Here is a 25,778-nt window from a genome sequence, read left to right on the forward strand (position 1 = left end):
CCTTTGGAATTTCTATGTCTCAGCTTCCTTCTATTTCAGCAGAACTGATTAATCGTGCAATTGCCGGAAATGCGGCAGCACAATTCGAAGTTGCCACTTTATACATGGAAAGTGAAGATGAACAACACATTGAACTTGCTGAAGAATGGGCACTGAAAGCTGCTGGAAATGGCAATGTCGAAGCGATGTACTGGCTTGGTGAAGGCTACACCGTTTATGCAAAAGACCTTTTAGAAGAAGATCCTAAAGAAGCCAAATATTATTTTGAACAAGCCTACCATTGGCTTAAGCAAGCCAGTAGCGTCAAACATGCAGCTTCTATTTTAGAACTTGCAGGTTTTTACCGTCGTGGCGATGTGGTAGAAAAAGATGTTGCCAAATCTGTAGCCTTGGTAGAACAAGCCGCAGAACTAGGCGACGTACAAGCCATGCGTGATTTGGCTTGTATCTATGCACATGGTTTAGGTGTTGAAATTGATGAAGCCAAAGCAGATGAATGGAACAGCAAAGCGCAATAATCCAACTAAACGCTAGCAATAAAAAATCAACAGAAACCCTGTCCCAAATGGGTTTCTGTTTTTATTCAAGCAATTTACTGACGGATATGGACAAAAATAAGGTCTAAATCATGTTTCGGTACAAAATTCTTTTTCCGCATTTCAAAACGTGTTGGGCTAATTTTTTTGACTTCTCCGTCCCAACAAAATGACACCAACTCTCCTGCATCTCGCTCAACGGTCAGTTTAAAATCTGCAATGGGTTTTGCCCAGTTTGCCCCTGTCATTAAAATATAGCTCAATGCTTGATAAGGTGCTTGCTGTGCCTTGGCTTTGGCGAGTCCTGCTTTAAAGTACTTATCCATACAGTAGGTTTTTTCATCTTCTTCTGGATAAAGTGAAACTGAACCACCTACCAATGGTGCATATTGATGCTGAATACGCGTAGTACTATTGGCTTTAAAATTTTGCTGCCAACTATAAATAATTTGTGCTTCCCAATAGATTTCATCGTCCATTTGATACGGTTTTAACAACTGCTGCACTTGCGGCTCTTTACAGGCAAACATCCGACCACTGTAATTTATATCTTGCTGCATACTCCACGGATACATCAATTCATGTTCAGTAAATCCACATTTTTTTAAAGCAGCAGTCACATCCACAGGTTCACCTTCCCAATTAATTTCACCTTGTTTGGTCAACGTTGGTAAAAAAGCCCGTACATGCTGTTGGGGTTGAATACTCTTGCCATTGGCTTGTACTTTAAAACTTTGCAGCAAATGTTCAGTATTCGCAAAATCGCTTTCACGCGAACTTCCCACACGCGGTAAAGGAAATAAGACCGTTTCTTGGAGGTCTTGATTGGTGAGATTCTTAAATTGATAATCCACACGAATCTGCTTTTTACTTACAAACAAATCTTCACTTTGCATGGAAATTTTAGGGTTTTTCAAATATTGCACACCGCCTGTCGCTACAAAACCAGTACTGTCATTGGCATTCACCAAACCACATATACACAACAGCCCTAAACCATAGCTCCATTTCATCTTATTCTTCCTTCTTCTATTTTTTAATTCTTCAACACTCTACAAGTAAACTGATCATTTAAAATCAGATCAATATTACCCTTCAATCTTGATCTGCAAATCGACTCAACAATATGGCTTTATCTATTCGGCATCTTAATGAAATAAATAAAGCCAAAGTTCGATGCAATTAGTTCAGCAGAGTTGATTGAAGTTTCGCATCACGATCATCAATCACAATCGCTTGTCGGCAAATGCCTTCTGCTTGACGTTGTTGTTGAAATACATGTGTAGGCATTGGTTCAAAATTATCAAAGAAACAAATTTCCTGATTATCAATGGAATATACCAAAGACTGGTTGCCCACTTCATCTAAAGTGTCATAGTACACAATGACCATTTTTCCATGTTGAATCGCGGCTTGAATTTCGGTATAGCTCAACGCAGACTCAATCGGGATACGTAAAGCTTTCGCTTCGGCATAACTTTGTCGTTCGGTTCGGTCGATATTCGGATCGGGGTCGGTATGAAAAGAAACTTTAAATCCAATCTTCTTTAAAGCAACCGCTAGTGCAATGGTAAAGGTGCCATCTTGACGATCATGTCGGCATAACTTAATCAGTTCATTCATATCGACATGTGTACCATGATGCTGTAACAACATCCAAACGGCAAATACACCACAATTCGCTTCTAGATTCAGCAAAGAATCAGGAATCTCTAAAGCCATAGGTTCACTCTCAAGATGATATGAGGCGGATGATATACAAAATGAAATTGATGCGACATAGGATTATTATTTTGATTTCTTAATAATGACCATATTTTCAGATATATTAATCGTCAATAATTAAACAAAAGTACAAAATAGATGGCTTACCAAGCAACAATTTTAAATGTAATGATTGCATCACCAAGTGATGTTGCAGAAGAAAGACAGCTCGTTCGTGATGCAATTTATGAATGGAATGCAATTCATTCCAAGCAATCGAACGTAATGCTTAATCCTGTCGGTTGGGAACATAATGTTGCCCCGCAAATGGGAAGTAGACCTCAAGAGATAATAAATAACAGTATTCTCAATGACTCAGACATCTTAATTGGAATTTTTTGGACTCGAATAGGCTCACCCACTGGTGAATATGTAAGTGGAACAATTGAGGAAATAACAAAGCACTGTGAAAAAAATAAATTAGCTTCAATTTATATTTCCCAAAAACCTTATCCAGATCATATAAATTTAGAACAATTACAACTTCTGAGAGATCAAAAAGAAATTTGGCTCAAGGAAGGTTTATTAGATTTTTATGATAACTCACTGTCATTTAAACAGAAAATCAAAGATCATTTATCTGTTCATATTCAAAAGAATGAATATATTCGGACGATTGTAGATAAATTAAACACTACCAACACACCAATCGAAAGTTCTACAAAACAAACTATCGAACCTAGTGATGAAATGATTCAAATCTTATTAAATGCTGGTCTTTACAATGATGATGTTCAATTTCTACGACATTTAAGTGGTATATCATTTCATGTTGGCAAATTGAGCATGGCTCTAAAAGATGGTCGTGAGTTAGCAAAATGGCAAGATGCTCTCGACTCCTTAGTTGAATATGGTTTACTTAACAATAGAGGCAATAAAGGTGAACTATTTCATTTAACCAATGAAGGTTGGAAAGCATTTGATCAACTAAAAGAACAACAGTTAGAAAAATAAATAATATTTATCCTTAGAACTTGGAACACTTTTAGAATCCAAGTACAATATTCAACTCGTCGAGGGGTGCTGCGACTTTTTCACAGGCTGATTTTCAAAAACAGTAATGTGAAATCGCTAGGCTCGACGATTCGGTCAAAACTTCTGTGAAATACTGGTTTTGATTAACAACGGCATCCGCGAACATAACGATCCAATCTATTTTTATTGTTATTTAATAACTAGGAGATCCAGATGAACGCGGTTACTGCTTCATTTACAGATTACAAAGTTGCTGATATTTCACTTGCTGATTACGGCCGTAAAGAAATTAAACTTGCTGAAGCAGAAATGCCAGCATTGATGGGTCTACGTAAGCGCTATGCGGCTGCAAAGCCACTTGCGGGCGCAAAAATCCTTGGTTGTATCCATATGACCATTCAAACTGCGGTTCTCATTGAAACATTGGTTGAATTGGGCGCAGAAGTTCGCTGGACATCTTGTAACATCTTCTCTACTCAAGACCATGCTGCTGCTGCAATTGCGGCTTCTGGTGTACCTGTATTTGCTTGGAAAGGCGAAACAGAAGAAGAATACATGTGGTGTTTAGAACAACAAATCAATGTCAATGGCACGCCTTGGGATGCCAATATGATTTTGGATGATGGTGGTGACTTAACACTACTTGTTCATGAAAAATATCCAGAAGTCATTGCTAAAATTCACGGTGTAACAGAAGAAACAACAACAGGTGTTCAACGTCTGTACGAAATGCTTCGTGATGGTACTTTAAAAGTTCCTGCAATCAACGTAAACGATTCTGTTACTAAATCTAAAAACGACAACAAATACGGTTGCCGTCACTCACTTAACGATGCAATCAAACGTGGTACAGATATGCTTTTATCTGGCCGTCGTGCGCTTGTGATTGGTTACGGTGACGTAGGTAAAGGTTCTGCACAATCTCTTCGTCAAGAAGGTATGATTGTACGTGTAACTGAAGTTGATCCTATCTGTGCTATGCAAGCATGCATGGACGGTTACGAAGTTGTATCTCCATACAAAAATGGCGTACAAACAGGTAAAAAAGAAGACGTAAATGCTGATCTTCTTCAAAACACTGACCTAATCGTAACTACAACGGGCAACTACCACGTATGTGACGCTGCAATGCTTGATTCATTAAAAGCAGGCGCTGTTGTTTGTAACATCGGTCACTTTGACACTGAAATCGACACAAACTACTTACGTGGTTACAAGTGGGTTGAAGTTAAGCCACAAGTTCACCAAGTTTATCGTTCAGAAGATGAAAATAACTACCTAATCCTGCTTTCTGAAGGTCGTTTGGTTAACCTTGGTAATGCAACAGGTCACCCATCACGCATTATGGATGGTTCTTTTGCTAACCAAGTATTGGGTCAAATGCATTTGTTCGCTGAGAAATTTGCAGATCTTCCTGAAGCTGAAAAAGCTGCGAAAATCCGTGTAGAACTTATTCCTAAGAAATTAGACGAAGAAGTTGCTGCTGCGATGGTTGCAGGTTTTGGTGGTGTTCTGACTCAATTGACTCAAGAACAAGCAGACTACTTAGGTGTAGCAGTTGAAGGCCCATTCAAATCGGATACTTATAAATACTAATTTTTCACCTCTCCTAAATCCTCTCTTAAGAGGAGAGGGCTTTTCCCTGAATTAAATACCGCAAGGTTCCCCCTCCCTCTGGGAGAGGGTCAGGGTGAGGGTAAAATAATACAAGCATTTATAAAAAGGATTTGAACATGTCTAAACACATTCCTATTTCTTTTGAGTTTTTCCCGACCAAAACGGATGCGGGTGCAGAAAAACTGAAAGTCGTACACCAAGAATTACAACGCTTAAATCCAGAGTTCTTCTCAATTACTTACGGTGCTGGCGGTTCAACTCGTGAACGTACCTTAGCAGCGATTGCTGAATTTAATGGTAAAGGTACGCCTGTTGCTCCTCACCTATCATGTATTGGTGATGACAAAGCCCGTATTGCAGAATTACTCGACATTTATAAAGCACAAGGCATTGACCGTATTGTGGCACTACGTGGTGACCTCCCTTCAGGTCAGGTTGGTCTAGGCGAATTACCTTATGCAACGGATTTAGTTCGCTTTATTCGTGAACATTCTGGTGACCATTTCCACATTGAAGTTGCTGCATACCCAGAAATGCATCCACAAGCAGAAAACTTTGACTTAGACATTCAACGTTTTTGCGACAAAGCCAATGCAGGTGCTAACGCTGGTTTAACCCAATTCTTCTTTAATCCAGATGCTTACTTCTACTTTGTCGATCGCATTCAAAAAGAAGGCGTGAACATCCCAGTTGCACCGGGCATTATGCCAATTACCAATGCCAGCAACTTAATTCGCTTTGCAGATGGTACAGGCGCTGAGATTCCACGTTGGATTCGTAAGCAACTGGCAACCTATGGTGATGACAGTGCCAGCATCAAAGCATTTGGTCACGAAGTGATTGTGAAACTTTGCGAACGCCTGATTGCGGGTGGCGCACCGAGTTTGCACTTCTACACCATGAACACGACTGACCCTACCCGTCAGCTTGTACTAGACCTCGGTTTAGCATAAGTATTTAAACACGATTCACCCTATTTGAGAGTAAAACCGAATGCCTCGTTTTTTTATGGAAGCAGAACTCAATGTTGATCACACTGTCGAACTGACTGAAACTGTGTTTCACCACTGGGTAAAAGTTTTACGCGCTCAAGTCGGTGAAACAGCGACTTTGTTTAATGGACAAGGCGGCGAATATGAAGTGACCTTAAGTGACGTTGCCAAAAAGTCAGCATCGGTTCAGGTCACTGCTTTTAACCCAACCAATCGTACTCCAGCTATTCAGACTTTACTTGGTCAAGTCATGAGTAAAGGCGACCGTATGGATTATGCGATTCAAAAAGCTGTTGAACTGGGTGTATCCGAAATTCAATTGTTGACCTCTGAACGTTGTGAAATGCGTCTAAAATATGACCGCGACCAAAAAAAGTTAGATCATTGGCAAGGCATTGCGATTGCTGCTTGCGAACAATGTGGTATGAACCTTGTGCCAAAAATCCTTGCACCCCTCAGTTTAGAGAAATGGCTTGAATCTGAACTACCAGAGACTAAACTTGTGCTCGCACCCAATAAGGATGAGACAAATCCTTTGAACAATGCCAAATCAAATATTGCACTGTTGATCGGGCCTGAAGGTGGTTTAAGTGAAGCAGAAATTCAAGCTGCGAATGATGTAGGGTTTATCAACTGGTGCATCGGCGAGCGCGTATTACGTACCGAAACGGCCCCTGTAGTTGCATTATCCATCTTAAATTATAATGTTAGACCATAGTTTTTCTAAAAAGATGAAAATACGGATGGATAAGATTGATATTTATGAATAACCTGATTAATCTAAAAGTGATTCAATATTTTGTGATTTTATTAAACGACTAAGCAGATGAATGGAACGTATAACCTCTACAGTATCTAGAACAAAACAAAAATAAGGTTATGAATATTATGCCCGATTTTTTAGATGCGAATCTTAGACCGCAGTTACGTGCTGCGCAAATTCATAATTCCATAAGGCATATCCAATTATTTTTGGCCAGTATTCTCATTATTTTTTTATATGTTTATTGCGTTTATCAGTTTAATTTTTCACACTTTTCCATCTATTTCAATGTTTGGTTCTTGCTCACAGAGCTCCTCGTCGGCAGTTTTTGGTTGCTGACCGCAACTCGGTTTAAATTTGAACAATACTCTATTTCCCAAGCACATCACTGGGTGCAATTTCTCTGCATAGGTATCGGTATACTGATTGCAACTGGGATCAGTCTTATTTATTACTATTTACCTCTGGTCAATCCAAGTTTTGAACCTGTTCATGCTTTAACATTATCTGCCCTACTGTTAATCGTGACTCAAACATTAGCACTGACCTTCCTAACTCAACGCCTTGATTATTTTTGTCTAATTTTTATTCCGTCTATTATTCCTTACTTTATATCTCAATTTATTCTTACTGACCAAATTAACCAATTATTTCATCTAACCGTGAACTTTGTTCTCATCGTCATTTTATTGTGTGCCAACTCCACTGTACGAATCCATAAACGCTTATCAGCTTTATATTTACGCAATGGTCAACTCATTAAAAATGCTGAGCAACAAGTGACTCGGACTGAAGAATTATGTGAACAACTGCAAAATGAAATGAACAAATCCAAAGAAATTGAATTACAACTACAGCAAAATAACCAGCAATTAGAGCAAAAAATTAAAGAACGTACTTTTGATATTGAGCAAATGAATCGTAATCTAGAAAATCAGCAACAAAACTTGGATCTTGCACATGAAATTGCAGGTTTAAAACCTTGGGACTGGAATATTAAAGAACGTCACATATCAGTCAGCAACTATCAACAGCAGAAAAAACGTAAACACTCGAAAGATCACAGTATTCAGCTACAAAACATCATTCATCCAGATGATTTATTCTGCTTCAAAGCAGCGTTAAAACAGCATCTCCGTGCCGAGACTGATCGTTATGAAGCCACCTATCGTGTCCAGCAATCCAATGGTGAATGGACTTGGGTGCACGATATTGGGCGTGTGATTGAACGAGATCCAACCAATAAAAAGCCTTTGCGTATGGTTGGCATACAACGCGACATTCATCAGGAACGCACCGATCAAGAACGTCTAAAACTGGCTGCAAGCGTATTAGAACAAGCGGCTGAAGGTATTTTTATCCTCGATAAACATTTGCATTATGTCAATGTGAATCCTTTTTATGAAAAGATCACAGGCTTTAATAAAGACCATTGCTTAGGTCAGCATCTTTTTGCGCTCACCTCAAACCATAAACCCGCGCAGCAACAAAACCATCAGGCTATTTTGGAGCAATTGGCACGTACAGGAGAATATGATGGTGAGCTCACTGAAAAATTTAGCACAGGCAAAGAACTAACATTTTGGCTACATATCAATGCCATACACGACGAACATAATCGTATCATCAACTATATCGGCATTGTTTCCGATCTGACAGAACGTAAACTTCAGGAACAACGTTTATCCTATCTTGAAAATTATGACACTTTAACGGACTTGCCAAACCGTTTTTATTATAATTATCAACTACATCAATATTTAGTATCGCATCAAGATTCCATTCAACAGCTCGCTGTGATTCGACTTAATATTGATCGATTCCGACCCCTCAATGAATATTTAAGCAATAATGGTGGTGATGAACTGTTAAGGCAAGTCGCTCAACGTTTACGCTTAACCAATACAGATGCGTTGTTTTTGGCACATTTAAATGGCGATGACTTTGCCATTGTGTATGAGATTTCTCATATCCGCCCATCCATTCAACAGCATTGTGAGCGGATTCAAGACGCCTTTGCTGAACCATTTGATATTTTTGGACAGGACCATATTATTACGGTTTCCATGGGGATTTCATTCTACCCTGAACATGGTCGACAACTCGATTATTTAAATAATTGTGCCGAACAAGCCTTAACTGAAGCCAAGCGTTTGGGTGGTCATACCATGAAATATTACTCGAGTGATAACACAGCTTTGCTTGAACAAGGCATTTATTTAGAACGTGACTTACGCCAAGCTATTCGCAATGATGAACTGGTGGTTTACTACCAACCCAAAATCGACTTTAAAGATCAACATGTTTACGGTTTTGAGGCTTTGGTTCGCTGGAATCATCCAACTAAAGGCATTATTCCTCCTGCACTCTTTATTCCAATGGCAGAAAAAACCAGTTTAATTTCAGATATCGGAAGAATCGTCATTCGTAAGACTGCTAAACAAATTAGCTATTGGAATTCAATTGGTTTTACAAATATTTGTGTATCCGTCAATGTTGTTGCACAACAATTACAACGTGGACAACTGCTTTCTGATTTAGACGAAGCCATTGCAACATATCAAATTTCAGGCGAAAGTTTAGAACTTGAAATTACTGAATCTTCGCTAATTGAAAACTCAAAAACTGTCAAAATATTATTGGATCAGATTAAACAACGTCATATTAATATTGCATTAGATGACTTTGGTACAGGCTATTCTTCACTTGCCTATCTGGCAGACTTCCCAATTGATATTCTAAAAATAGATCGCGCCTTTATTGCCAACATTGGTGATGGCAAACAAGATGCCATTATTAGTGCCATGGTTGCTATGGGTAAAGCGATGGGATTGACTGTCGTCGCTGAAGGAATTGAAACGGAACAACAGCTTTGCTATCTCGAAAAATTACAATGTGACATTGCTCAGGGTTACCTATTTTCGAAACCGCTCTCTGAAAAAAATGCGACTGAATACTTGCAACAACATAAACTTATCCCTTCTTAATCTAAGTCAATAGGCTTAAGGTCTAAGTTTGTGTAAAAAAGAATCGTGTTCGACTGGGCTTAAAAGACAAGTAATGGTATATTCGAGCAAATTCAGCAAAACCACCAGCATAAGCTGGACCACTCAGTAACAAACGAGATTCAGATGGACGATCAATCATTAAAACAGCAAGCTTTGTATTATCACGAGTTTCCAACCCCAGGTAAAATCAGTGTTACACCTAGCAAGCAGCTGGTCAACCAACATGACTTAGCACTTGCTTACTCCCCAGGTGTGGCTGCGCCTTGTTTAGAGATTGAACGCGACCCTTCAACTGCCGCCCTATATACTGCACGTGGTAACCTTGTTGCCGTTATCACTAATGGTACCGCAGTACTTGGACTAGGTAACATCGGTCCATTAGCGTCAAAACCAGTAATGGAAGGGAAAGGCGTTCTGTTCAAAAAATTTGCTGGTGTTGATGTATTCGACATCGAAATCGCTGAAAACGATCCAGACAAAATCGTTGATATTGTTGCAGCGTTAGAACCAACCTTTGGCGGTATTAACCTCGAAGATATCAAAGCCCCAGAATGTTTTTACATTGAGCGTAAACTTCGTGAACGCATGAATATTCCTGTGTTCCATGATGACCAACATGGTACTTCAATCATTGTGGGTGCTGCTTTACTGAATGCGCTTCAGTTAAATGGCAAAAAAATTGATGAAATCAAAATTGTGGCATCTGGTGCAGGTGCTGCGGCGCTTTCATGTTTAGACTTACTTTGTGCAATTGGTGCAAAGAAAGAAAACATTATCGTTGCTGACTCACGTGGTCTACTCACGACTCAGCGTGAAGGTCTAGATGACTCGAAAAAACGCTACGTACAAGACATTGAAGGCACCCAACTTGCAGATGTGATTGCAGGTGCTGACATGTTCCTTGGTCTTTCTGCTGCGGGCATCTTAACCAAAGAAATGGTCAAGGTGATGGCAACTAACCCAATCATCTTTGCATTGGCAAACCCAGATCCAGAAATCTTACCTGAGCATGCTCATGAAGTTCGTTCAGATGTCATTATGGCAACAGGTCGTTCAGACTATCCGAACCAAGTGAACAATGCACTTTGCTTCCCTTATATCTTCCGTGGCGCACTTGATGTAGGTGCAACGACCATTAATGAAGAAATGAAAATTGCTTGTGTATACGCAATTGCGCGTATGGCACACATTGAAGCAGATGCTGCAACTTATGGTGAAAAATCTGCATCTTTTGGTCGTGACTATTTAATTCCACGTCCTCTTGATCAACGTCTCATTCTTGAAATTGCACCAGCAGTTGCACAAGCAGCAATGGATTCTGGTGTTGCAACACGCCCAATCGAAGATTTTTCTGCGTATCGTCAACGTTTGTCTGAGTTTGTTTATAACTCTGCATTCATTATGAAACCAATCTTCGCCCAAGCAAAAACGGATCCTAAACGTATTGCTTATGCCGAAGGTGAAGACCTCCGCGTATTACGTGCTGTACAAATTGCTGTAGATGAAGGCATGGCAAAACCAATTTTGGTGGGTCGTACTGCGGTGATCGAAGCCAACATTAAGAAATTAGGTTTACGCTTAGAACATGGCGTAAACATTGAAATTGTTGACCAAGAGCAAAACCCGAACTACGAAAAATTTGCTGAAGACTATTACGACATCATGCAACGTAAAGGGGTAACACCTGAATACGCACATCGTGAAGCGCGTCGTCGTTCTACATTAATTGCGGGTATGTTGGTTAAACATGGTCTTGCAGATGGTATGTTGTGTGGTACTTATTCAAGCTATGACATTCACTTAGACTTCGTGAAAAATGTGATTGGTTTGAAAGAAGGTCGTACCAACTTCTTTACCCTCAATGCATTAATGCTTGAAGATCGCAACTTGTTCATTGCGGATACTTATGTAAATACCAATCCAACAGCTGAACAGTTGGCTGAAATGACCATTTTAGCCGCTGAAGAAGTGCGTCGTTTTGGTATTACTCCACGTGTTGCTCTACTTTCGCATTCTAGTTTTGGTTCAGATCAAAATGACCCAAGTGCACAAAAAATGCGTAAAGTATTTGAAATCTTGAGTGAAATTGCACCTGAACTTGAAGTTGAAGGTGAAATGCACGGTGATGCAGCAATGGACGAAACTATTCGTCACTTTGCCTTCCCTAACTCACGTTTCAAAGGTTCTGCTAACTTATTAATTATGCCGAACTTAGATGCTGCGAACATTTCATTCAACCTCTTGAAATCAACTTCTGGTAACAACGTTACTATTGGTCCTATTTTATTAGGTGCAGCAAAACCTGTTCATATTCTTACCCCAACGACTACAACACGTCGTTTAGTAAACATGACAGCATTAACTGTGGCTGAAATTCAGCAAGCTGAAACTGAAGCACTTTAATCTTTAGTGAAAAGCTCAAGTTATTGACTTGAGAAAACCTCTATTCTGTAGCATGATTGCTTGAAGAATAGAGGTTTTTTCATGCAAGTTTATTTAGTAGGCGGTGCAGTACGAGATCACTTACTCGGACACCCCTATCACGAAAAAGATTATGTCGTTGTTGGTGCTACTCCAGAGCAATTACTTGCACTTGGCTATCAGCCTGTAGGCAAAGACTTTCCCGTTTTTCTACACCCAGAATCAAAAGAAGAATATGCCTTAGCCCGTACTGAGCGTAAATCAGGACAGGGTTATCATGGTTTCGAATTCTTTACCGATGTTAGCGTTACCCTTGAAGATGATTTAATTCGTCGTGACTTAACCATCAATGCCATAGCCATGGACGAAGCTGGGAAAATCTATGATCCCTATCAAGGTCAACAAGATTTAGCCAATAAAATACTCCGCCATGTCTCCCATGCCTTTGTTGAAGATCCGCTTCGCGTATTGCGTGTGGCACGTTTTGCTGCACGTTACAAACCTTTAGGTTTTAGCATTGCTACGGAAACGCTAGATTTAATGCGGCAATTGGCAGAATCTGGGGAATTGAATGCACTTACCGCCGAACGGGTTTGGAAAGAAACATCACGTGCATTAATGGAACCCCATGCAGATATTTATTTTGAGGTTTTAGAAGCCTGTGGTGCATTAAAAGTTTTATTTCCTGAAATTCAAGCCCTGTTTGGCATTCCGCAACGTCCTGAATATCATCCAGAAATCGACTGCGGTGTTCACACACTCATGTCTCTCCATCAAGCCTGTAAAGCCAATTATTCACTGGATGTACGCTTTGCCGTTTTGGTGCATGATTTGGGTAAAGCCCTTACCCCTGAGCATGAATTACCTCGACACATCATGCATGAAGAGCGTGGGATTCGACCCGTGACTCAGGTCTGTGATCGGTTAAAAGTACCGACTCAAACCAAGCAATTGGCCTTGGCTGTCTGTAAAGAACACTTAAAGTGCCATCAAGCTTTTACATTGAAACCAGGAACACTCTGGCGCCTACTACAACGTCTTGATGTACTACGCCGACCAGAACGAGTTGAAGCCTTCATACAAGCCTGTGAATGTGATGCCCGTGGACGTCTTGGACTTGAAGATCGTGAGTATCCGCAAGCCACTTATATGCGTAATGCCATAGAAGTTGTCCGTGGAATAAAAGCACAAGATTTGCCTGAAGATGTTCAAGGCTCTGAAATAGGTGAAATGCTGATTCAACGTCGTATTCAAGCCTTAGAAGCCTATAAAGCACAGCACGTTGTTGCGACAGATAAATCAGAATAATCAGAAGCCCCGATGTAAAAAATCGGGGCTTTAAACTGGCCAGTTTATCTATGGCTATGCAATCAGTGCAGGAAAGGTAATCACCTGCTCCAAACGCATTTTTTCAGTTGCCACCATCAATAAACGATCTAAGCCTAAAGCAATCCCTGCACATTCTGACATATTCGGCAAAGCAGCTAATAGATATTCGTCAATAGGCATCACATGCAAGCCTAACTGCTTACGCTCTTGATTATCTGCCTCAAAACGTTGACGTAGAACCTCAGCATCAATCAATTCATCATAAGCATTCGCCAATTCCAAACCTTCGATATACAGTTCAAAACGTGCTGCAACCAATTCACCATCTTCATCATGTTTAGTTTTTGCCAGAGATGCTAACTCAGGTGGGAAATCTGTCAAAAATACAGCCGTGTCAAAACCTAAACTAGGCTCTACAAAATGTGAAAACAGTAAATCAATATATCCAAGTCGATCATCACCCAAATCCAGATTTAAACCGACGCGCTGACAACAATCTTTCAGTTCTTTCAAGCTGGCTTGTAAAGGATTTAACTCCAAACGATCCATAAATGCATGTTTATAACTTAAAATAGTCGGATGGATTTCACCAAAACGCTGCGCCAAAGTCACATTTAATAGATCAGTAACTTCGAACATTAAATCTTTTAAACTAAAGTGCGGACGATACCACTCCAGCATACTAAATTCGCTGTTGTGCTTACGTCCATGCTCATCGTCACGGAAAACCTTACAAATTTGATAAATTGGTCCACTGCCCGTTGCCAATAAACGTTTCATGGCAAATTCTGGTGAAGTCTGCAAATAATGTGTTGCAAGTTTACCTTGTACATGGCGCTTTGCCTGTACCGAAGCTAAGTGCACATCGGTTACACCAGCTTGCGATAAAATTGGAGTTTCAACTTCTAAAACTTGACGTTCAGCAAAAAACTGTCGAATTTGTGCATACATTTTGGCACGCGCTTGCATTGCCGCTAAATCACAAGTCGGTTGATAATGAACTTGACTCACGCCTGTGGACCTCCATGTGCTGCCCACTCACGTCGTAGCGGATAGTTCTTTCTTAAAATATCAAAGGCTTGTTGTTCGACTTTGCCTTGCTTTACACATGCTCTTAAATTGGCATCATCTTGAGCAATATCATAGATCTGGTTTAAATATTGAGTCAGCACGGTTTTAAAATCAGCTTGGGCAAAATATTGCTCACAACTTGGAAGTTGAGTTTCAAACCGTTTTGTCGCAGCTTGAGCAAAGACCTGACAAAATGCCTCATAAATCATCTGAGTACCACGTGCCTTGCCTTCTAAGCTATAACCTGCGATATGTGGTGTCGCCAACGCCAAAAGCTCTAATAGTTCAGATGAAATTTCTGGCTCATGCTCAAAGACATCCAATACCACAGTACGATTGGTGTTTCGAATATCTTGCATTAAATCAGCTTCCGCAATCACAGGTCCACGTGCCGAATTAATCAATATGGCATTCGGCTTCATTTGAGCCAAAGTGACCACATTAAATAAATGATAGGTTGGATGTTGACCTGATTTGGTCAAAGGTACGTGAACGGAAATTGCATCGGCTTGTTGTAATAACTGTGTAAAATCCACTTGCGTGACATGATCTCTTTGTACAAAAGGATCGTAGGCAATCACCTGCCAGCCCAATAGCTGTGCCATAGTCGCTAAACGAGAACCGACATTGCCTAATCCAACTATCCCCAAGCAAAAGTTCTGCTCGGCAGAAATCAGTTCAGGCTTTAAATGTAAAAGTGCAGTGATCACATATTCCGCGACCGCTTGAGCATTACAGCCCGCAGCATTCGACCACGGAATACCCGCTGCATTTAAAGCGTGAATATCCAGATGATCTGTACCAATGGTGGCGCTGCCCACATAACGAAGTGCTGTATTCTGTACCAATGTGGCATTTACTTTGGTTACCGAGCGCACCAAAAGTGCATCAGCATCCACAACATCAGAATGACTTAAATTCCGACCTGCAACATGTTGGATTGCACCAAATTCTGCAAAAAAATAGTCGGTAAAAGCAAGATTTTCATCAGCCACAATTTTCATGATTTGGACCAGCAATTGATTCTGCACTATCTTACTGCTTTAGAATTCTACTGACCATTCAAATACGATTATTTGAATTTTTCTTTTTGGTTTTACCGCACTACTGTTTACTTTACGTGCAAAGAATCAAATGCATACATTAAAAAGATTTTATATCATTTGATTGACACGTAGAATGCTCAGCACTTTTATAAAACACAATTCCTCATGTTACGCCTTTCCTTCATTGCTTGCGCCCTGCTGTTCACAGGTTGTGCTTTCGGCACCAGCAAAGAAATAAAACAAGCTGAAAAATTACTCGAACATTTTCAATGCCACAATATTGAATCTAGCCAAATGATGCACAGTCCCATCATTAATTATTATGAACATGCATTAGGAAACTCCAGACAAAAAGTTGAAGCGTATGTTCAAAGCTATAAAGATGGCGACATTCTGTTTCATGAACCGCTACCCGATGTCATCTCAGTAGAATATGAACATTATAAAGAAGCTTGTCAGTCGCTTGGGGGATTAAGCCAATAAGATTTTCAGGCATAAAAAAGCGAGGTCAGTCTGTAACGACCTCGCTTGAAAGTTGAATTGAAATTAATCAGGCATCTTGTTGATTCAAATAACGGGTATCAATACTGAATTTTTCTGGAAATTTAGGCCGAATACTGGCATAGAATTGCATAATTTCTTGCATGTCCTGCTCATAATTTCCTGTTGGATAAACAATCTTGCCGACACCTGCTTCTTTTTTTACATAATCCATATAAGCCAAAGCAATCGGCACACCGGCATTGACTGCAACATGATAAAAGCCGGTTTTCCATTGTTCCTGTTTTGAACGCGTGCCTTCTGGCGTAACCAGCATGACTAATTTAGGATGCGTTTTAAATAAATCAGTCATTAACTCCACCATACTTGGTCGAGCCTCACCTTCATTTTTAGGATGACGATTAATTCCAATTCCACCCATTGCACGCACAAAAGGACCAAAAGGTAATTTCATATAACTGTCTTTAATCGTCAGACGCACATTGACACCAAGGGCTTTCAAAGCCAAACGGGCGTAAAGCGCATCCCAATTACTGGTATGTGGCGCAGCAATCATTACACATTGATCTAAATGCTCAGGCCATTGATTATCTGTCTTCCACCCCATCAACGCCAAAGATTGTTCAGCCAACTTTTCAAACACAGCAACACCAAAATCAACAAAAAAAGACAGCGAATTCTACCAGTCTATTTGAATAAAAAAAGTACCACATGCTTAAAAAACACCCTATTAATATATAGATGTATAAATTGTTTATGACAAAGCATTCACTGCAATTTTGCGATTAATTTGATAATTTTCATCATGCAATTTTTTAGACATTAAACGATAAAAAATACAGATAAATATGTCATTAATTCTTATCTATGGCGCAATGCTCGTTTAATAGCACATTCCATTTCATTTGTAAGAAAATATCTTTTAATTAAAACTAGATCGAGCTTATAACGAATGAATGAAACCACTAAAACCTAAATTCATTAGATTACACAATGCTACGCTGCCTTACATTTTCAATATTCTACTGATTTATAAAATAATTTATTTTACCTTTTGGTCATAAAATCAATTAAACATTTAATCCATGATAATTCAAGGAAGTGAATGATGAATAAAACTCTGATTGCTACACTGCTATGTTGTTGTGCTTTAACTGCATGCTCCAAGCCCACTCAAAACGTAGAATTAAACACGGCAACAACTGAAGCTCAAGTTGCCTCATCAACCAAAATCAATTCTGCACATAATGCCTTAGATTGGGCTGGTGATTATCAAAGCACGCTGCCTTGTGCTGACTGTGAAGGCATTAAAACTCAACTGTCATTAAATGCCGACTCTACCTATACCATGACCGAAATCTATTTAGGTAAAAGTGATGATCATCCATTTAAATCTTCTGGGAAGTTCAGTTTTGATCATACGGGTAGCATAATCACGTTGGATCAGCATGGAGATCTACGCAAATTCTTTATTGCAGAAAACCAACTTTACGCACTCGATCAGGAAGGGAAAAAAATTGAAGGGAATTTATCTGAATATTATATTTTGAAGAAAGCCATCAATTAAAAAATCTTTAATTTTTCATCAAAATCTTTCCATTAAAAAACCCTGCTTTCGCAGGGTTTTTTTTGAATCAGATCGCGACTTAGTGAGCAGCGAATTGGTTCATTGTGTTTTTAGCATCATCGTGCGCTTTAAGAGCGTTGTCACCAGAGAAGATTTCTTTGTGGTCATCACCGATGTCAGAACCCGCCATTGCTTGATGTTTAACACAAGCGATACCGCCGCGGATTTCTTTACGTTGTACGCCAGCAACATAAGCCAACATGCCTTCAGAACCGAAGTAACCTTGTGCAAGCTCATGTGTAGAAAGAGCAGCAGTATGGTAAGTCGGAAGTGTGATCAAGTGATGGAACACACCTGCTTCACGAGAAGCATCTGCTTGGAATGTACGGATCTTAGCATCTGCATCAGCAGCTAATTCAGTAGCATCGTACTCAGCGCTCATTAATTTAGCACGGTCGTAAGCAGAAACGTCTTTACCTTCAGCAACCCAACGGTCGTAAGCTTGTTGACGGAAGTTTAACGTCCAGTTGAAAGATGGTGAGTTGTTATAAACAAGTTTCGCATTTGGAACTGTTTCTTTAACACGGTTAACCATGTGAGCGATTTCGTCAACGTTTGGAGTCGCAGTTTCGATCCAAAGAAGATCCGCACCATTTTGAAGGCTAGATACACAGTCAAGAACAACACGGTCAATTTGTGTGTCTGGACGGAACTGGTATAAACCTGAAGCTAAACGCTTAGGACGGTGTAATTTACCATTACGCTTGATCAAGATTTCGTCTTCTTGAGCATCAGCAATGTCAATTTCAACAGTATCTAAGTAGCTGATGTATTGAGAAGCGATATCACCTGGCTCTTTAACCACTGGGATTTTTTGAGTCAAGTCAGCGCCTTCTGAGTCAGTACGTGCAACGATGATACCGTCATCAAGACCCATTTCTAAGAATGCATAACGTAATGCATGGATTTTAGCGATGAAGTCTTCGTGTGGAACAGTTACTTTACCAGCTTGGTGACCACATTGTTTCGCATCAGATACTTGGTTTTCGATTTGAAGCGCACAAGCACCAGCTTCAATCATTTTACGAGCAAGTAAGTAAGTCGCTTCTTCGTTACCGAAACCAGCATCGATGTCCGCAATAATTGGCACAACGTGAGTTTGGAAACCGTCGATTTGAGCAGTAATTTCAGCAGCTTTAGCAGTGTCGCCAGCTTCTTGAGCTTTTTTAAGCGCGCGGAACAAGTCGTTTAGTTCTTTCGCATCAGCTTGACGTAAGAAAGTGTAAATTTCTTCGATTAATGCAGGAACTGAAGTTTTTTCGTGCATAGATTGGTCAGGAAGCGGACCAAACTCTGAACGAAGAGCAGCAACCATCCAACCAGAAAGGTAGATATAACGGCGTTCAGTAGTACCAAAATATTTTTTGTTCGCAATCATTTTTTGTTGTGCGATAAAACCGTGCCAGCAACCTAATGATTGAGTATATTTGCTTGAATCAGCATCATAAGCAGCCATATCACGACGCATAATTGCAGCTGTGTATTTAGCAATGTCTAAACCAGTTTTGAAACGGTTTTGTAATTGCATACGCGCAGCATCTTCAGGACTGATGTCTGCCCAAGTGCTTCCGAATTTTGCTTTTAATTCGCGGATTGCATCAATCGCTGTTTGGTATGTAGTCATGATATTTTCCTGTAATAATATTAGGATTTCATCAATTGAAGCTCTAGAATCTGAATAATGATTTTTGTTCAGATTTACTACACTTCATTACGATGAATACAGATTAGATTGAGTTGTAGAATTAATCCAATATCCTCAAGTAATTTTCGGTATTTTTTAAAAAAATATATAGATCAAAGTCGTATTATAAGCAAATCATTATATTATAAATAACTGTTATTTAATAATTTATAGAATCAAAGAAAAAATATTATTTCTTACAAAATGAGCAATTAGATCAAAAAACAAGCATTAGACTTAAGTCTTGCACCCCTATTTTTTCACTATTTCCATCTAATTTTAGCCATTTTATTTCGCAGTTTTGAGTTCGAACATTTAAATACAACTGTATAAAATATAAACTCGATTGCTCCTTATCTCGTAATTCTTTAAGTCGAAAAAACCATAAACACTAGGGCACTTTAACCATGAACTCAAAATCATGGCTTGTTCGTTTTTAAGGCTTTAACTTTTATTTTTAGTCATTTTCCTTTACTATTCATTCGCACTTCGTTTCACCTCCCGCCAGCTTTTTTTCATCATATTTTCTACACAAGCCTTATCGCTTATGGCATAATCAACATAATTTCATAAGTTTATTCTTGGTATTTATTTTATGAATCTGGAGCGGGTCGACCTTAATTTACTCATTTATCTTGATGTATTATTGCGTGAAAAAAATGTCACGCGTGCAGCAGAACAATTGGGCGTTACCCAACCTGCAATGAGTAACATCTTACGTCGCCTTCGTAATCTCTTTAATGACCCTCTATTGATTCGTTCTTCCGAAGGTATGACCCCTACCGAACGTGCGCTTGAATTACAGCCACGAATTCGCGATGCGTTGTCAGACCTTTCCATGATTTTAGAACCACGTACTGAGTTCCGCCCTTATACCTCTAATCGTGTTTTTCGCATTATGACTTCTGACTATGCCGAGGCCACTTTGGTTCCTCGTTTAGTCAAAGCCTTACGCTCAGAAGCACCCAACGTCGTGTTGGACTTTTTAACTCCGAGTGACGTGTCCTATCGTGATATGGAACAAGGTAAAGTCGATTTAGCCATCAACCGATTTAACGAAATTCCGCAAAGTTTCCATCAAGTTTTAGTATGGCGTGACAGTTTTTCCTGCTTATTGAATGGTAAGCACCCTGCTGCATCAAATTTAAACTTAAAAAGTTATCTCGATGCACAACATATTTGGGTGTCTAAAACAGGTATGGGTGTAGGTTTTGGGGTAAATCCTGAAAAACAAGCGGGCTTGGGTTGGATTGATCAAGCATTAGAACGTATCGGGCAAAAGCGTAAAATTTCTGTCTTTACTCGCCATTATCAAATGCCGGCACTATTAGCATCAAATGTCGATTTGATTGCGACTTTGCCAACACGTATTGCGCGTTTACAAGCCAAGAGCCAACAGTTACTGATCAAAGATCCGCCATTCTACATTCCTGAATTCGAGTTAAAAATGGCATGGTGTCCTCTGTTACATCATCATCCAGCACACCGTTGGTTACGCCAGTTAATTTTATATGTCGCTCGTCAAATGATCGAAGAAGAAAATCGTGAATTTTTATTAAATAACTCACAATTTTCACATTATTAATTAGATTTTTCTTAAATTCTTCTTTTTTAAGATTATACTGTTAGCACTTCGGGCATAATTCGATTATTCCCCTAGTGCTTTTTTGTGTTAAAAATATTTCATAATAATGATGATCCGCAGGTGGATTTCGTGAGTCTGTTCCAGAATATTATAATCATCGCACTTCTGATTACAGGGGCGGGATTTCTGTCTCTGACTGAAATTGCACTTGCTGGTGCGCGCAAAGTCAAATTGAAAATTCTGGCCGAAGCTGGCGAAGAGCGAGCGCAAAAAGTTTTAGATTTGCAGGAAAATTCTGCTGATTTTTTTGCAGCTTCTCAAATTGGTCTAAATGCAGTCGCAATTTTGGGTGGTATTTTAGGTGAAGGTGCATTTCGACCTTACTTCATGAGTTTTGTTTCTCGTTTTTACTCAGGTGCTTGGGCGGAAAGCATTAGCTTTGCACTTTCTTTTACCTTAGTAACCTCACTATTCATTTTATTTGCCGATTTAATGCCAAAACGTTTGGCTATGATTGCACCTGAAAAAATCTCTATTGCAGTCATTAACCCCATTCAAGTCTTTATTAAAGTTTGCAAACCTTTGGCTTGGATCATTAACTCTTTAGCTAACCTACTGTTTCGTTTGTTCAAAGTAAATACAATACGTGACGACAATATTACCTTTGATGATATTTCTGCGGTCATGGATGCTGGTGCTCAAGCTGGCGTGTTATTAAAGCAAGAACATCACTTTATTGAGAATGTACTTGAACTTGAAGAACGTAATGTTCCCTCAAGTATGACCACACGTGAAAATGTCATTTACTTTACTTTAAATGAGGCAGAGGACAGCATTCGTCAAAAACTGGCTGAATATCCCTATTCCAAGTTTGTTGTCTGTAGTGAAAATATTGATGATGTGATTGGTTATGTCGATGCCAAAGACATTCTGGTCCGTATTCTGAATAATCAATCTTTACTGCAACTCAATGAAAGTACCATTCGTAATGTCTTAACTATTCCAGACACGCTGACCTTATCTGAGGTTCTAGATCGTTTTCGCTCAACCAAAGAAAAATTTGCAGTGGTAATCAATGAATATGCCTTGGTAGTAGGTGTCATCACGCTGTCCGATATTATGATTACGGTCATGGGTGATTGGGTTACCCCTATTGAAGCAGAGCAACAAATTATTAAACGCGACGATAATTCATGGCTGATCGATGGCAGTACGCCCATTGAGGATATGAAGCATGCTCTCGAAATTGATGAAATGCCTGATGAAAAGAATTATGAGACGCTGGCTGGCTTTATGATGTACCGCTTACGTAAAATTCCACGCCCAGCAGATGTGGTAATTTTTGGTGGTTATAAATTTGAAGTCGTGGATGTCGATCATTTCAAGATTGACCAACTGTTAGTGACTCGCCTACTTCCAGAGCCAAAAGACTCCAATGATACGGAACCGCAAGAATAAAGGTTCAGCTATTTCTTACTTTCTAAGTCTTGCAAATGATGCAAGGCTTTTTTTGCACCAAATTCATGCAAATCCATACCAATTTAGTACTCTGACATACTTTAGCGATATATATTATTTATTAGAAAAATAGAATAAAAAATACCATTTGTTAAATAATCTTTAAAAAATACCAGTATTTGAATACTATAAATTTCACTCAAATATTAAATAAAACTATCACACTCAAAGGACTGATCCATGCTGACTATCTTAGGCTTGGGCATGATTATTTGCTTTATGTATTTAATCATGTCCAAGCGTTTAAGCGCTCTTGTCGCTTTAACTTTAATCCCAATTCTTTTTGCATTGATTACGTATGCTTTAAGCTTTTTTGTTGACAGTCTAGCAGGATTTAATATTTCAGAATTAGGCAACATGATGATGGAGGGGATCAAAAAACTAGCCCCGACGGGTGTCATGCTGTTATTCGCTATTCTTTATTTTGCAATCATGATTGATACAGGCTTGTTTGATCCATCTGTGAAATGGATTTTAAAACAAGTCAAAGGCGACCCTCTGAAAGTGACTTTAGGGACAATCACATTGACCTTGATTGTGTCATTAGACGGTGATGGTTCAACGACTTATATGATCTGTGTTGCTGCGATGCTACCACTATATAAACGTATTGGTATGAGCCCTTTGATTATGGCGTGCTTAATGATGCTTGCCAGCGGCATCATGAATTTAACTCCATGGGGTGGACCAACGGCACGTGCTGCAACTGCACTACACGTAGACCCGAATGATGTATTTGTACCAATGCTATTTCCAATGTTTGTCGCAATTATCTGGTTATACTTTTTAGGTTTTATGTATGGTCGCATGGAACGTAAACGTATTGGGATAGTTGAATTAGATATTAGTCATGGAGATAACATTCAAATCTCTCAAGTCCCTGAAGCGAACCGTCATCATCTGCGTGTATTTAATGCAGTGTTAACTCTAGGCCTCATGTTTGCCTTAGTCATGGGTATTTTACCTGCACCCATTTTGTTTATGGTGGCATTATGTATTGCGCTGATTGTGAATTATCCAGATTTAGATATGCAAAAGCGTTTAGTGGGTAATCACTCTGCAAGTGCATTGGCTGTAGTCGGTATTATTTTTGCGGCAGGTATATTTACGGGTATTCTTTCAGGCACTGGCATGGTCGATGCTATGTCCAAACAATTGGTAGCAATTATTCCTCCAAGCATGGGACCTTATCTAGCCCCCATCACTGCTGTGATTAGTATGCCGCTCACCTTCTTTATGTCAAATGATGCCTTCTATTTTGGTGTACTACCCGTATTGTCTGAAGCTGCTGGGCATTATGGCATTAGCCCTGCAGAAATGGCTCGCGCTGCCATTGTTGGACAACCTGTACATCTATTATCACCTTTGGTTCCATCGACTTATTTATTGTGCGGACTTGCAGGAATCAATTTTGGCGAACACCAAGAGTTCACAATTAAGTGGGCTGTTATTACTTGCTTAGTGATGTTGGTCACTGCTGTAATCTTTGGAATATTTCCACTTTATTCAACACTTGGATAAAAACTACTCATAAAAAAGAGCATCTCATGGTGCTCTTTTTTATTTTAATTGCGTATTAAAAAATTAATACTTTTCTAATAAAGCATCTAAAACAGATTGATAGTGAATCAAAATATCATCTTCTAGAATTTTGTAGGCGTTGTCGAACTGCACCATTGGCCAACCCTGTTTCCAGAATGGGAAAATATTATGTAAATCTTCTGTCACAATCGCTTCTTCACGGGTAATTGCTTGTGCAATTTGCGCCAGAACTTGTGCCGTTTCGGCACCATCAATGGCTAAATAATCAATCCCTTGCGCTTTTAAAATACGAATACGGTCTTTTTTATAACGAATTTTTTTCGCTTGAGTTGAATTTAAATGTAAAGCCAACGTCACTGCTTCAACAAAATTTTCTTCAAAAGATTGGTGTAATGCTACTAAAGCCTGTTTATGTGCTTCCTGACGTCCAGCCTTGCCTCCATCACGAATGATTTGATTGGCTTCAACATTGAGTTTATCGTTTTTCATAGACTTTAAGACGTCTAAAATTTCGATATCACTTAATTGCTCAGGAGATTGTTCAGTCATGCACTGCTCATTTACATTAAAAGGGAATCTACTATTCTCTCATATTTCCAACATAAAGAGCAGTCTTTACTTCAAGCACAGGTATGAACATGAAGAGAAGCTTGAATATATTCTCATGACACTATATTCAAGCTCACTTCATAATCAATAACTCAATGGGTTAAATCACTTCAACCACAATTTTACCAATATGCTCACCTGTATCCATAGCACGATGTGCATCTTGAATTTGGTCAAATTTAAAAGTTTTATAGATCATTGGAATACATTGACCTTGTTCTAACAACGGCCAAACATGCTCTTGCAAACCTTGGCGAATTTCTGCTTTTTCGGCCGTATTACGCGCACGCATGGTCGAGCCTGTAATGGTCAAACGCTTCATCATAATTTGACCGAGCTTAACCTCTTTGGCTTTTGCCCCACCCAGAAACGCAATGTAGACCAAACGACCGTCTTTACGTAATAAGTTCAAGTTTTGTTCTAGGTACGGTGCACCCACAATATCTAAAATTACATCAACCCCAGCTTGTGCTGTTTTTTCCAGAATATAACTTTCGAAATTTTGCGTTTTATAATTAATTGCATCAGTTAAATGAGCAATTGACTGAACTTTTTCGTCTGAACCTACGGTTGCAAAGGTTTTAAGCCCAAGCGCATTACAAAGCATTAATGCCGTTGTACCAATACCGCTGGTACCACCATGAATGAGTACCGTTTCTCCTGCTTTGGCTTTACCCATTTGAAACACATTGGCCCATACCGTAAAAAATGTTTCCGGAATTGCCGCAGCCTGCACGTAGCTTAAGCCCGCTGGAATGTTTAAAGTTTGGCTTTCCGGTACAACACAATATTCGGCATAACCACCACCATTGGTTAAACCACACACCTGATCACCAACTTTAAACTTCAGCACAGCGGAACCGACTGCAACGACTTCACCTGCAACTTCCAAACCCGGTACAGGAGTCACACCTTTTGGCATGGGATATAGACCTTGACGCTGTAAAATATCTGGACGATTTAGTCCAAAAGCATGTACCTGAACCAAAACCTCATCAGCTTTAGGTTCTGGCACATCAGTTTGCTCAATGGCTAATTTTTCTGGTCCACCTACTTCGGTAATCACTACCTGATGCATCATTGGATTTGTCATGACTTTTCCCTATATTGCTTTATATTCTCATGCTGTATTTGACCACAAACATTTAAATGAATGAAGTAAAACGTCCTTATCAATTCGCTTAATGTCG

The 25,778-nt window shown here is 39.4% G+C and carries 21 protein-coding genes; 13 read left to right on the top strand and 8 right to left on the bottom strand.

Annotated elements, in window-relative coordinates:
- Positions 1-14 precede the first annotated feature (14 nt).
- On the top strand, positions 15-518 hold the full coding sequence (locus tag E0H82_RS04655; RefSeq protein WP_131263482.1) for a tetratricopeptide repeat protein: 504 nt from the start codon (positions 15-17) through the stop codon (positions 516-518).
- A gap of 74 nt (positions 519-592) precedes the next feature.
- On the opposite strand, the gene E0H82_RS04660 is transcribed toward E0H82_RS04655, so the two are convergent.
- The gene (locus tag E0H82_RS04660; RefSeq protein ID WP_131263485.1) at positions 593-1,549 is read right to left on the bottom strand and encodes a DUF4424 family protein; all 957 of its coding nucleotides are present in this window, start codon (positions 1,547-1,549) and stop codon (positions 593-595) included.
- Between the two features lie 169 nt (positions 1,550-1,718).
- The gene (locus E0H82_RS04665; protein ID WP_131263487.1) at positions 1,719-2,258 is read right to left on the bottom strand and encodes a cysteine peptidase family C39 domain-containing protein; all 540 of its coding nucleotides are present in this window, start codon (positions 2,256-2,258) and stop codon (positions 1,719-1,721) included.
- 141 nt (positions 2,259-2,399) lie between these two features.
- On the opposite strand from E0H82_RS04665, the gene E0H82_RS04670 reads away from it, so the two are divergent.
- The 7 genes from E0H82_RS04670 (at position 2,400) to E0H82_RS04700 (ending at position 13,384) form a co-directional block, all read left to right on the top strand.
- Complete coding sequence (locus E0H82_RS04670; RefSeq protein ID WP_131263489.1) at positions 2,400-3,254, top strand: DUF4062 domain-containing protein; 855 nt, start codon at positions 2,400-2,402, stop codon at positions 3,252-3,254.
- Positions 3,255-3,488: 234 nt separating this feature from the next.
- Positions 3,489-4,871, top strand: a complete 1,383-nt coding sequence (ahcY, locus tag E0H82_RS04675; protein ID WP_131263492.1) for an adenosylhomocysteinase — start codon at positions 3,489-3,491, stop codon at positions 4,869-4,871.
- A 137-nt stretch (positions 4,872-5,008) separates the two neighbouring features.
- A complete protein-coding gene (gene metF / locus E0H82_RS04680; RefSeq protein WP_131263494.1) occupies positions 5,009-5,845 on the top strand; it encodes a methylenetetrahydrofolate reductase [NAD(P)H] in 837 nt (278 codons plus the stop codon).
- Between the two features lie 40 nt (positions 5,846-5,885).
- Complete coding sequence (locus tag E0H82_RS04685) at positions 5,886-6,602, top strand: 16S rRNA (uracil(1498)-N(3))-methyltransferase (RefSeq protein ID WP_131263496.1); 717 nt, start codon at positions 5,886-5,888, stop codon at positions 6,600-6,602.
- 170 nt (positions 6,603-6,772) lie between these two features.
- The gene (locus E0H82_RS04690; RefSeq protein WP_131263499.1) at positions 6,773-9,634 is read left to right on the top strand and encodes an EAL domain-containing protein; all 2,862 of its coding nucleotides are present in this window, start codon (positions 6,773-6,775) and stop codon (positions 9,632-9,634) included.
- 144 nt (positions 9,635-9,778) lie between these two features.
- Positions 9,779-12,058, top strand: coding sequence for an NADP-dependent malic enzyme (locus E0H82_RS04695; protein WP_131263501.1), 2,280 nt, complete (start codon positions 9,779-9,781; stop codon positions 12,056-12,058).
- An 81-nt stretch (positions 12,059-12,139) separates the two neighbouring features.
- Positions 12,140-13,384, top strand: coding sequence for a multifunctional CCA addition/repair protein (locus tag E0H82_RS04700; RefSeq protein WP_131263502.1), 1,245 nt, complete (start codon positions 12,140-12,142; stop codon positions 13,382-13,384).
- A 54-nt stretch (positions 13,385-13,438) separates the two neighbouring features.
- Here E0H82_RS04700 and epmA read toward each other — a convergent pair whose 3' ends face one another.
- Together epmA and E0H82_RS04710 are read right to left on the bottom strand one after the other, a co-directional pair.
- Positions 13,439-14,416 carry an EF-P lysine aminoacylase EpmA gene (gene epmA, locus E0H82_RS04705; RefSeq protein ID WP_131263504.1) on the bottom strand — a complete coding sequence of 326 codons (978 nt, stop codon included), beginning with the start codon at positions 14,414-14,416 and terminating at the stop codon, positions 13,439-13,441.
- Positions 14,413-15,480, bottom strand: coding sequence for a 4-phosphoerythronate dehydrogenase (locus E0H82_RS04710; RefSeq protein ID WP_131263506.1), 1,068 nt, complete (start codon positions 15,478-15,480; stop codon positions 14,413-14,415). The genes epmA and E0H82_RS04710 overlap by 4 nt, the downstream gene beginning before the upstream one ends.
- Before the next feature lie 207 nt (positions 15,481-15,687).
- On the opposite strand from E0H82_RS04710, the gene E0H82_RS04715 reads away from it, so the two are divergent.
- Complete coding sequence (locus E0H82_RS04715; protein ID WP_131263508.1) at positions 15,688-16,005, top strand: hypothetical protein; 318 nt, start codon at positions 15,688-15,690, stop codon at positions 16,003-16,005.
- Positions 16,006-16,072: 67 nt separating this feature from the next.
- Here E0H82_RS04715 and E0H82_RS04720 read toward each other — a convergent pair whose 3' ends face one another.
- On the bottom strand, positions 16,073-16,666 hold the full coding sequence (locus E0H82_RS04720) for a 1-acyl-sn-glycerol-3-phosphate acyltransferase (RefSeq protein ID WP_131263510.1): 594 nt from the start codon (positions 16,664-16,666) through the stop codon (positions 16,073-16,075).
- A 465-nt stretch (positions 16,667-17,131) separates the two neighbouring features.
- On the opposite strand from E0H82_RS04720, the gene E0H82_RS04725 reads away from it, so the two are divergent.
- On the top strand, positions 17,132-17,590 hold the full coding sequence (locus tag E0H82_RS04725; RefSeq protein WP_131263596.1) for a copper resistance protein NlpE: 459 nt from the start codon (positions 17,132-17,134) through the stop codon (positions 17,588-17,590).
- Between the two features lie 79 nt (positions 17,591-17,669).
- Here the strand turns inward: E0H82_RS04725 and E0H82_RS04730 are convergent, their stop codons facing one another.
- The gene (locus tag E0H82_RS04730; RefSeq protein ID WP_131263512.1) at positions 17,670-19,274 is read right to left on the bottom strand and encodes an isocitrate lyase; all 1,605 of its coding nucleotides are present in this window, start codon (positions 19,272-19,274) and stop codon (positions 17,670-17,672) included.
- Between the two features lie 655 nt (positions 19,275-19,929).
- Between E0H82_RS04730 and E0H82_RS04735 the strand changes: the two genes are divergently transcribed.
- From E0H82_RS04735 to E0H82_RS04745, 3 genes are all read left to right on the top strand, one after another.
- Positions 19,930-20,919 carry a LysR family transcriptional regulator gene (locus E0H82_RS04735; protein WP_131263514.1) on the top strand — a complete coding sequence of 330 codons (990 nt, stop codon included), beginning with the start codon at positions 19,930-19,932 and terminating at the stop codon, positions 20,917-20,919.
- Between the two features lie 129 nt (positions 20,920-21,048).
- Positions 21,049-22,377 carry a hemolysin family protein gene (locus E0H82_RS04740; protein WP_131263516.1) on the top strand — a complete coding sequence of 443 codons (1,329 nt, stop codon included), beginning with the start codon at positions 21,049-21,051 and terminating at the stop codon, positions 22,375-22,377.
- A 240-nt stretch (positions 22,378-22,617) separates the two neighbouring features.
- Positions 22,618-23,958 (top strand): CitMHS family transporter, encoded by a 1,341-nt coding sequence (locus E0H82_RS04745; RefSeq protein WP_131263518.1) that lies wholly within the window; start codon positions 22,618-22,620, stop codon positions 23,956-23,958.
- 63 nt (positions 23,959-24,021) lie between these two features.
- Here the strand turns inward: E0H82_RS04745 and E0H82_RS04750 are convergent, their stop codons facing one another.
- Positions 24,022-24,528 (bottom strand): hypothetical protein, encoded by a 507-nt coding sequence (locus E0H82_RS04750; RefSeq protein ID WP_131263520.1) that lies wholly within the window; start codon positions 24,526-24,528, stop codon positions 24,022-24,024.
- 160 nt (positions 24,529-24,688) lie between these two features.
- Positions 24,689-25,681, bottom strand: a complete 993-nt coding sequence (locus E0H82_RS04755; RefSeq protein WP_131263522.1) for an NAD(P)H-quinone oxidoreductase — start codon at positions 25,679-25,681, stop codon at positions 24,689-24,691.
- Positions 25,682-25,778 lie beyond the last annotated feature (97 nt).

This window comes from Acinetobacter sp. ANC 4910, assembly GCF_004331035.1.
In the GTDB taxonomy this organism is placed as follows: Bacteria; Pseudomonadota; Gammaproteobacteria; order Pseudomonadales; family Moraxellaceae; genus Acinetobacter.

Excerpts from the sequence above, each read along its gene's own strand:
- E0H82_RS04655 (WP_131263482.1), top strand. The coding sequence starts at position 15 with ATGTCTCAGCTTCCTTCTATTTCAGCAGAACTGATTAATCGTGCAATT.
- E0H82_RS04660 (WP_131263485.1), bottom strand. The coding sequence starts at position 1,549 with ATGAAATGGAGCTATGGTTTAGGGCTGTTGTGTATATGTGGTTTGGTG.
- E0H82_RS04665 (WP_131263487.1), bottom strand. The coding sequence starts at position 2,258 with ATGGCTTTAGAGATTCCTGATTCTTTGCTGAATCTAGAAGCGAATTGT.
- E0H82_RS04670 (WP_131263489.1), top strand. The coding sequence starts at position 2,400 with ATGGCTTACCAAGCAACAATTTTAAATGTAATGATTGCATCACCAAGT.
- ahcY (WP_131263492.1), top strand. The coding sequence starts at position 3,489 with ATGAACGCGGTTACTGCTTCATTTACAGATTACAAAGTTGCTGATATT.
- metF (WP_131263494.1), top strand. The coding sequence starts at position 5,009 with ATGTCTAAACACATTCCTATTTCTTTTGAGTTTTTCCCGACCAAAACG.
- E0H82_RS04685 (WP_131263496.1), top strand. The coding sequence starts at position 5,886 with ATGCCTCGTTTTTTTATGGAAGCAGAACTCAATGTTGATCACACTGTC.
- E0H82_RS04690 (WP_131263499.1), top strand. The coding sequence starts at position 6,773 with ATGCCCGATTTTTTAGATGCGAATCTTAGACCGCAGTTACGTGCTGCG.
- E0H82_RS04695 (WP_131263501.1), top strand. The coding sequence starts at position 9,779 with ATGGACGATCAATCATTAAAACAGCAAGCTTTGTATTATCACGAGTTT.
- E0H82_RS04700 (WP_131263502.1), top strand. The coding sequence starts at position 12,140 with ATGCAAGTTTATTTAGTAGGCGGTGCAGTACGAGATCACTTACTCGGA.
- E0H82_RS04710 (WP_131263506.1), bottom strand. The coding sequence starts at position 15,480 with ATGAAAATTGTGGCTGATGAAAATCTTGCTTTTACCGACTATTTTTTT.
- E0H82_RS04715 (WP_131263508.1), top strand. The coding sequence starts at position 15,688 with ATGTTACGCCTTTCCTTCATTGCTTGCGCCCTGCTGTTCACAGGTTGT.
- E0H82_RS04725 (WP_131263596.1), top strand. The coding sequence starts at position 17,132 with ATGAATAAAACTCTGATTGCTACACTGCTATGTTGTTGTGCTTTAACT.
- E0H82_RS04730 (WP_131263512.1), bottom strand. The coding sequence starts at position 19,274 with ATGACTACATACCAAACAGCGATTGATGCAATCCGCGAATTAAAAGCA.
- E0H82_RS04735 (WP_131263514.1), top strand. The coding sequence starts at position 19,930 with ATGAATCTGGAGCGGGTCGACCTTAATTTACTCATTTATCTTGATGTA.
- E0H82_RS04745 (WP_131263518.1), top strand. The coding sequence starts at position 22,618 with ATGCTGACTATCTTAGGCTTGGGCATGATTATTTGCTTTATGTATTTA.
- E0H82_RS04750 (WP_131263520.1), bottom strand. The coding sequence starts at position 24,528 with ATGACTGAACAATCTCCTGAGCAATTAAGTGATATCGAAATTTTAGAC.
- E0H82_RS04755 (WP_131263522.1), bottom strand. The coding sequence starts at position 25,681 with ATGACAAATCCAATGATGCATCAGGTAGTGATTACCGAAGTAGGTGGA.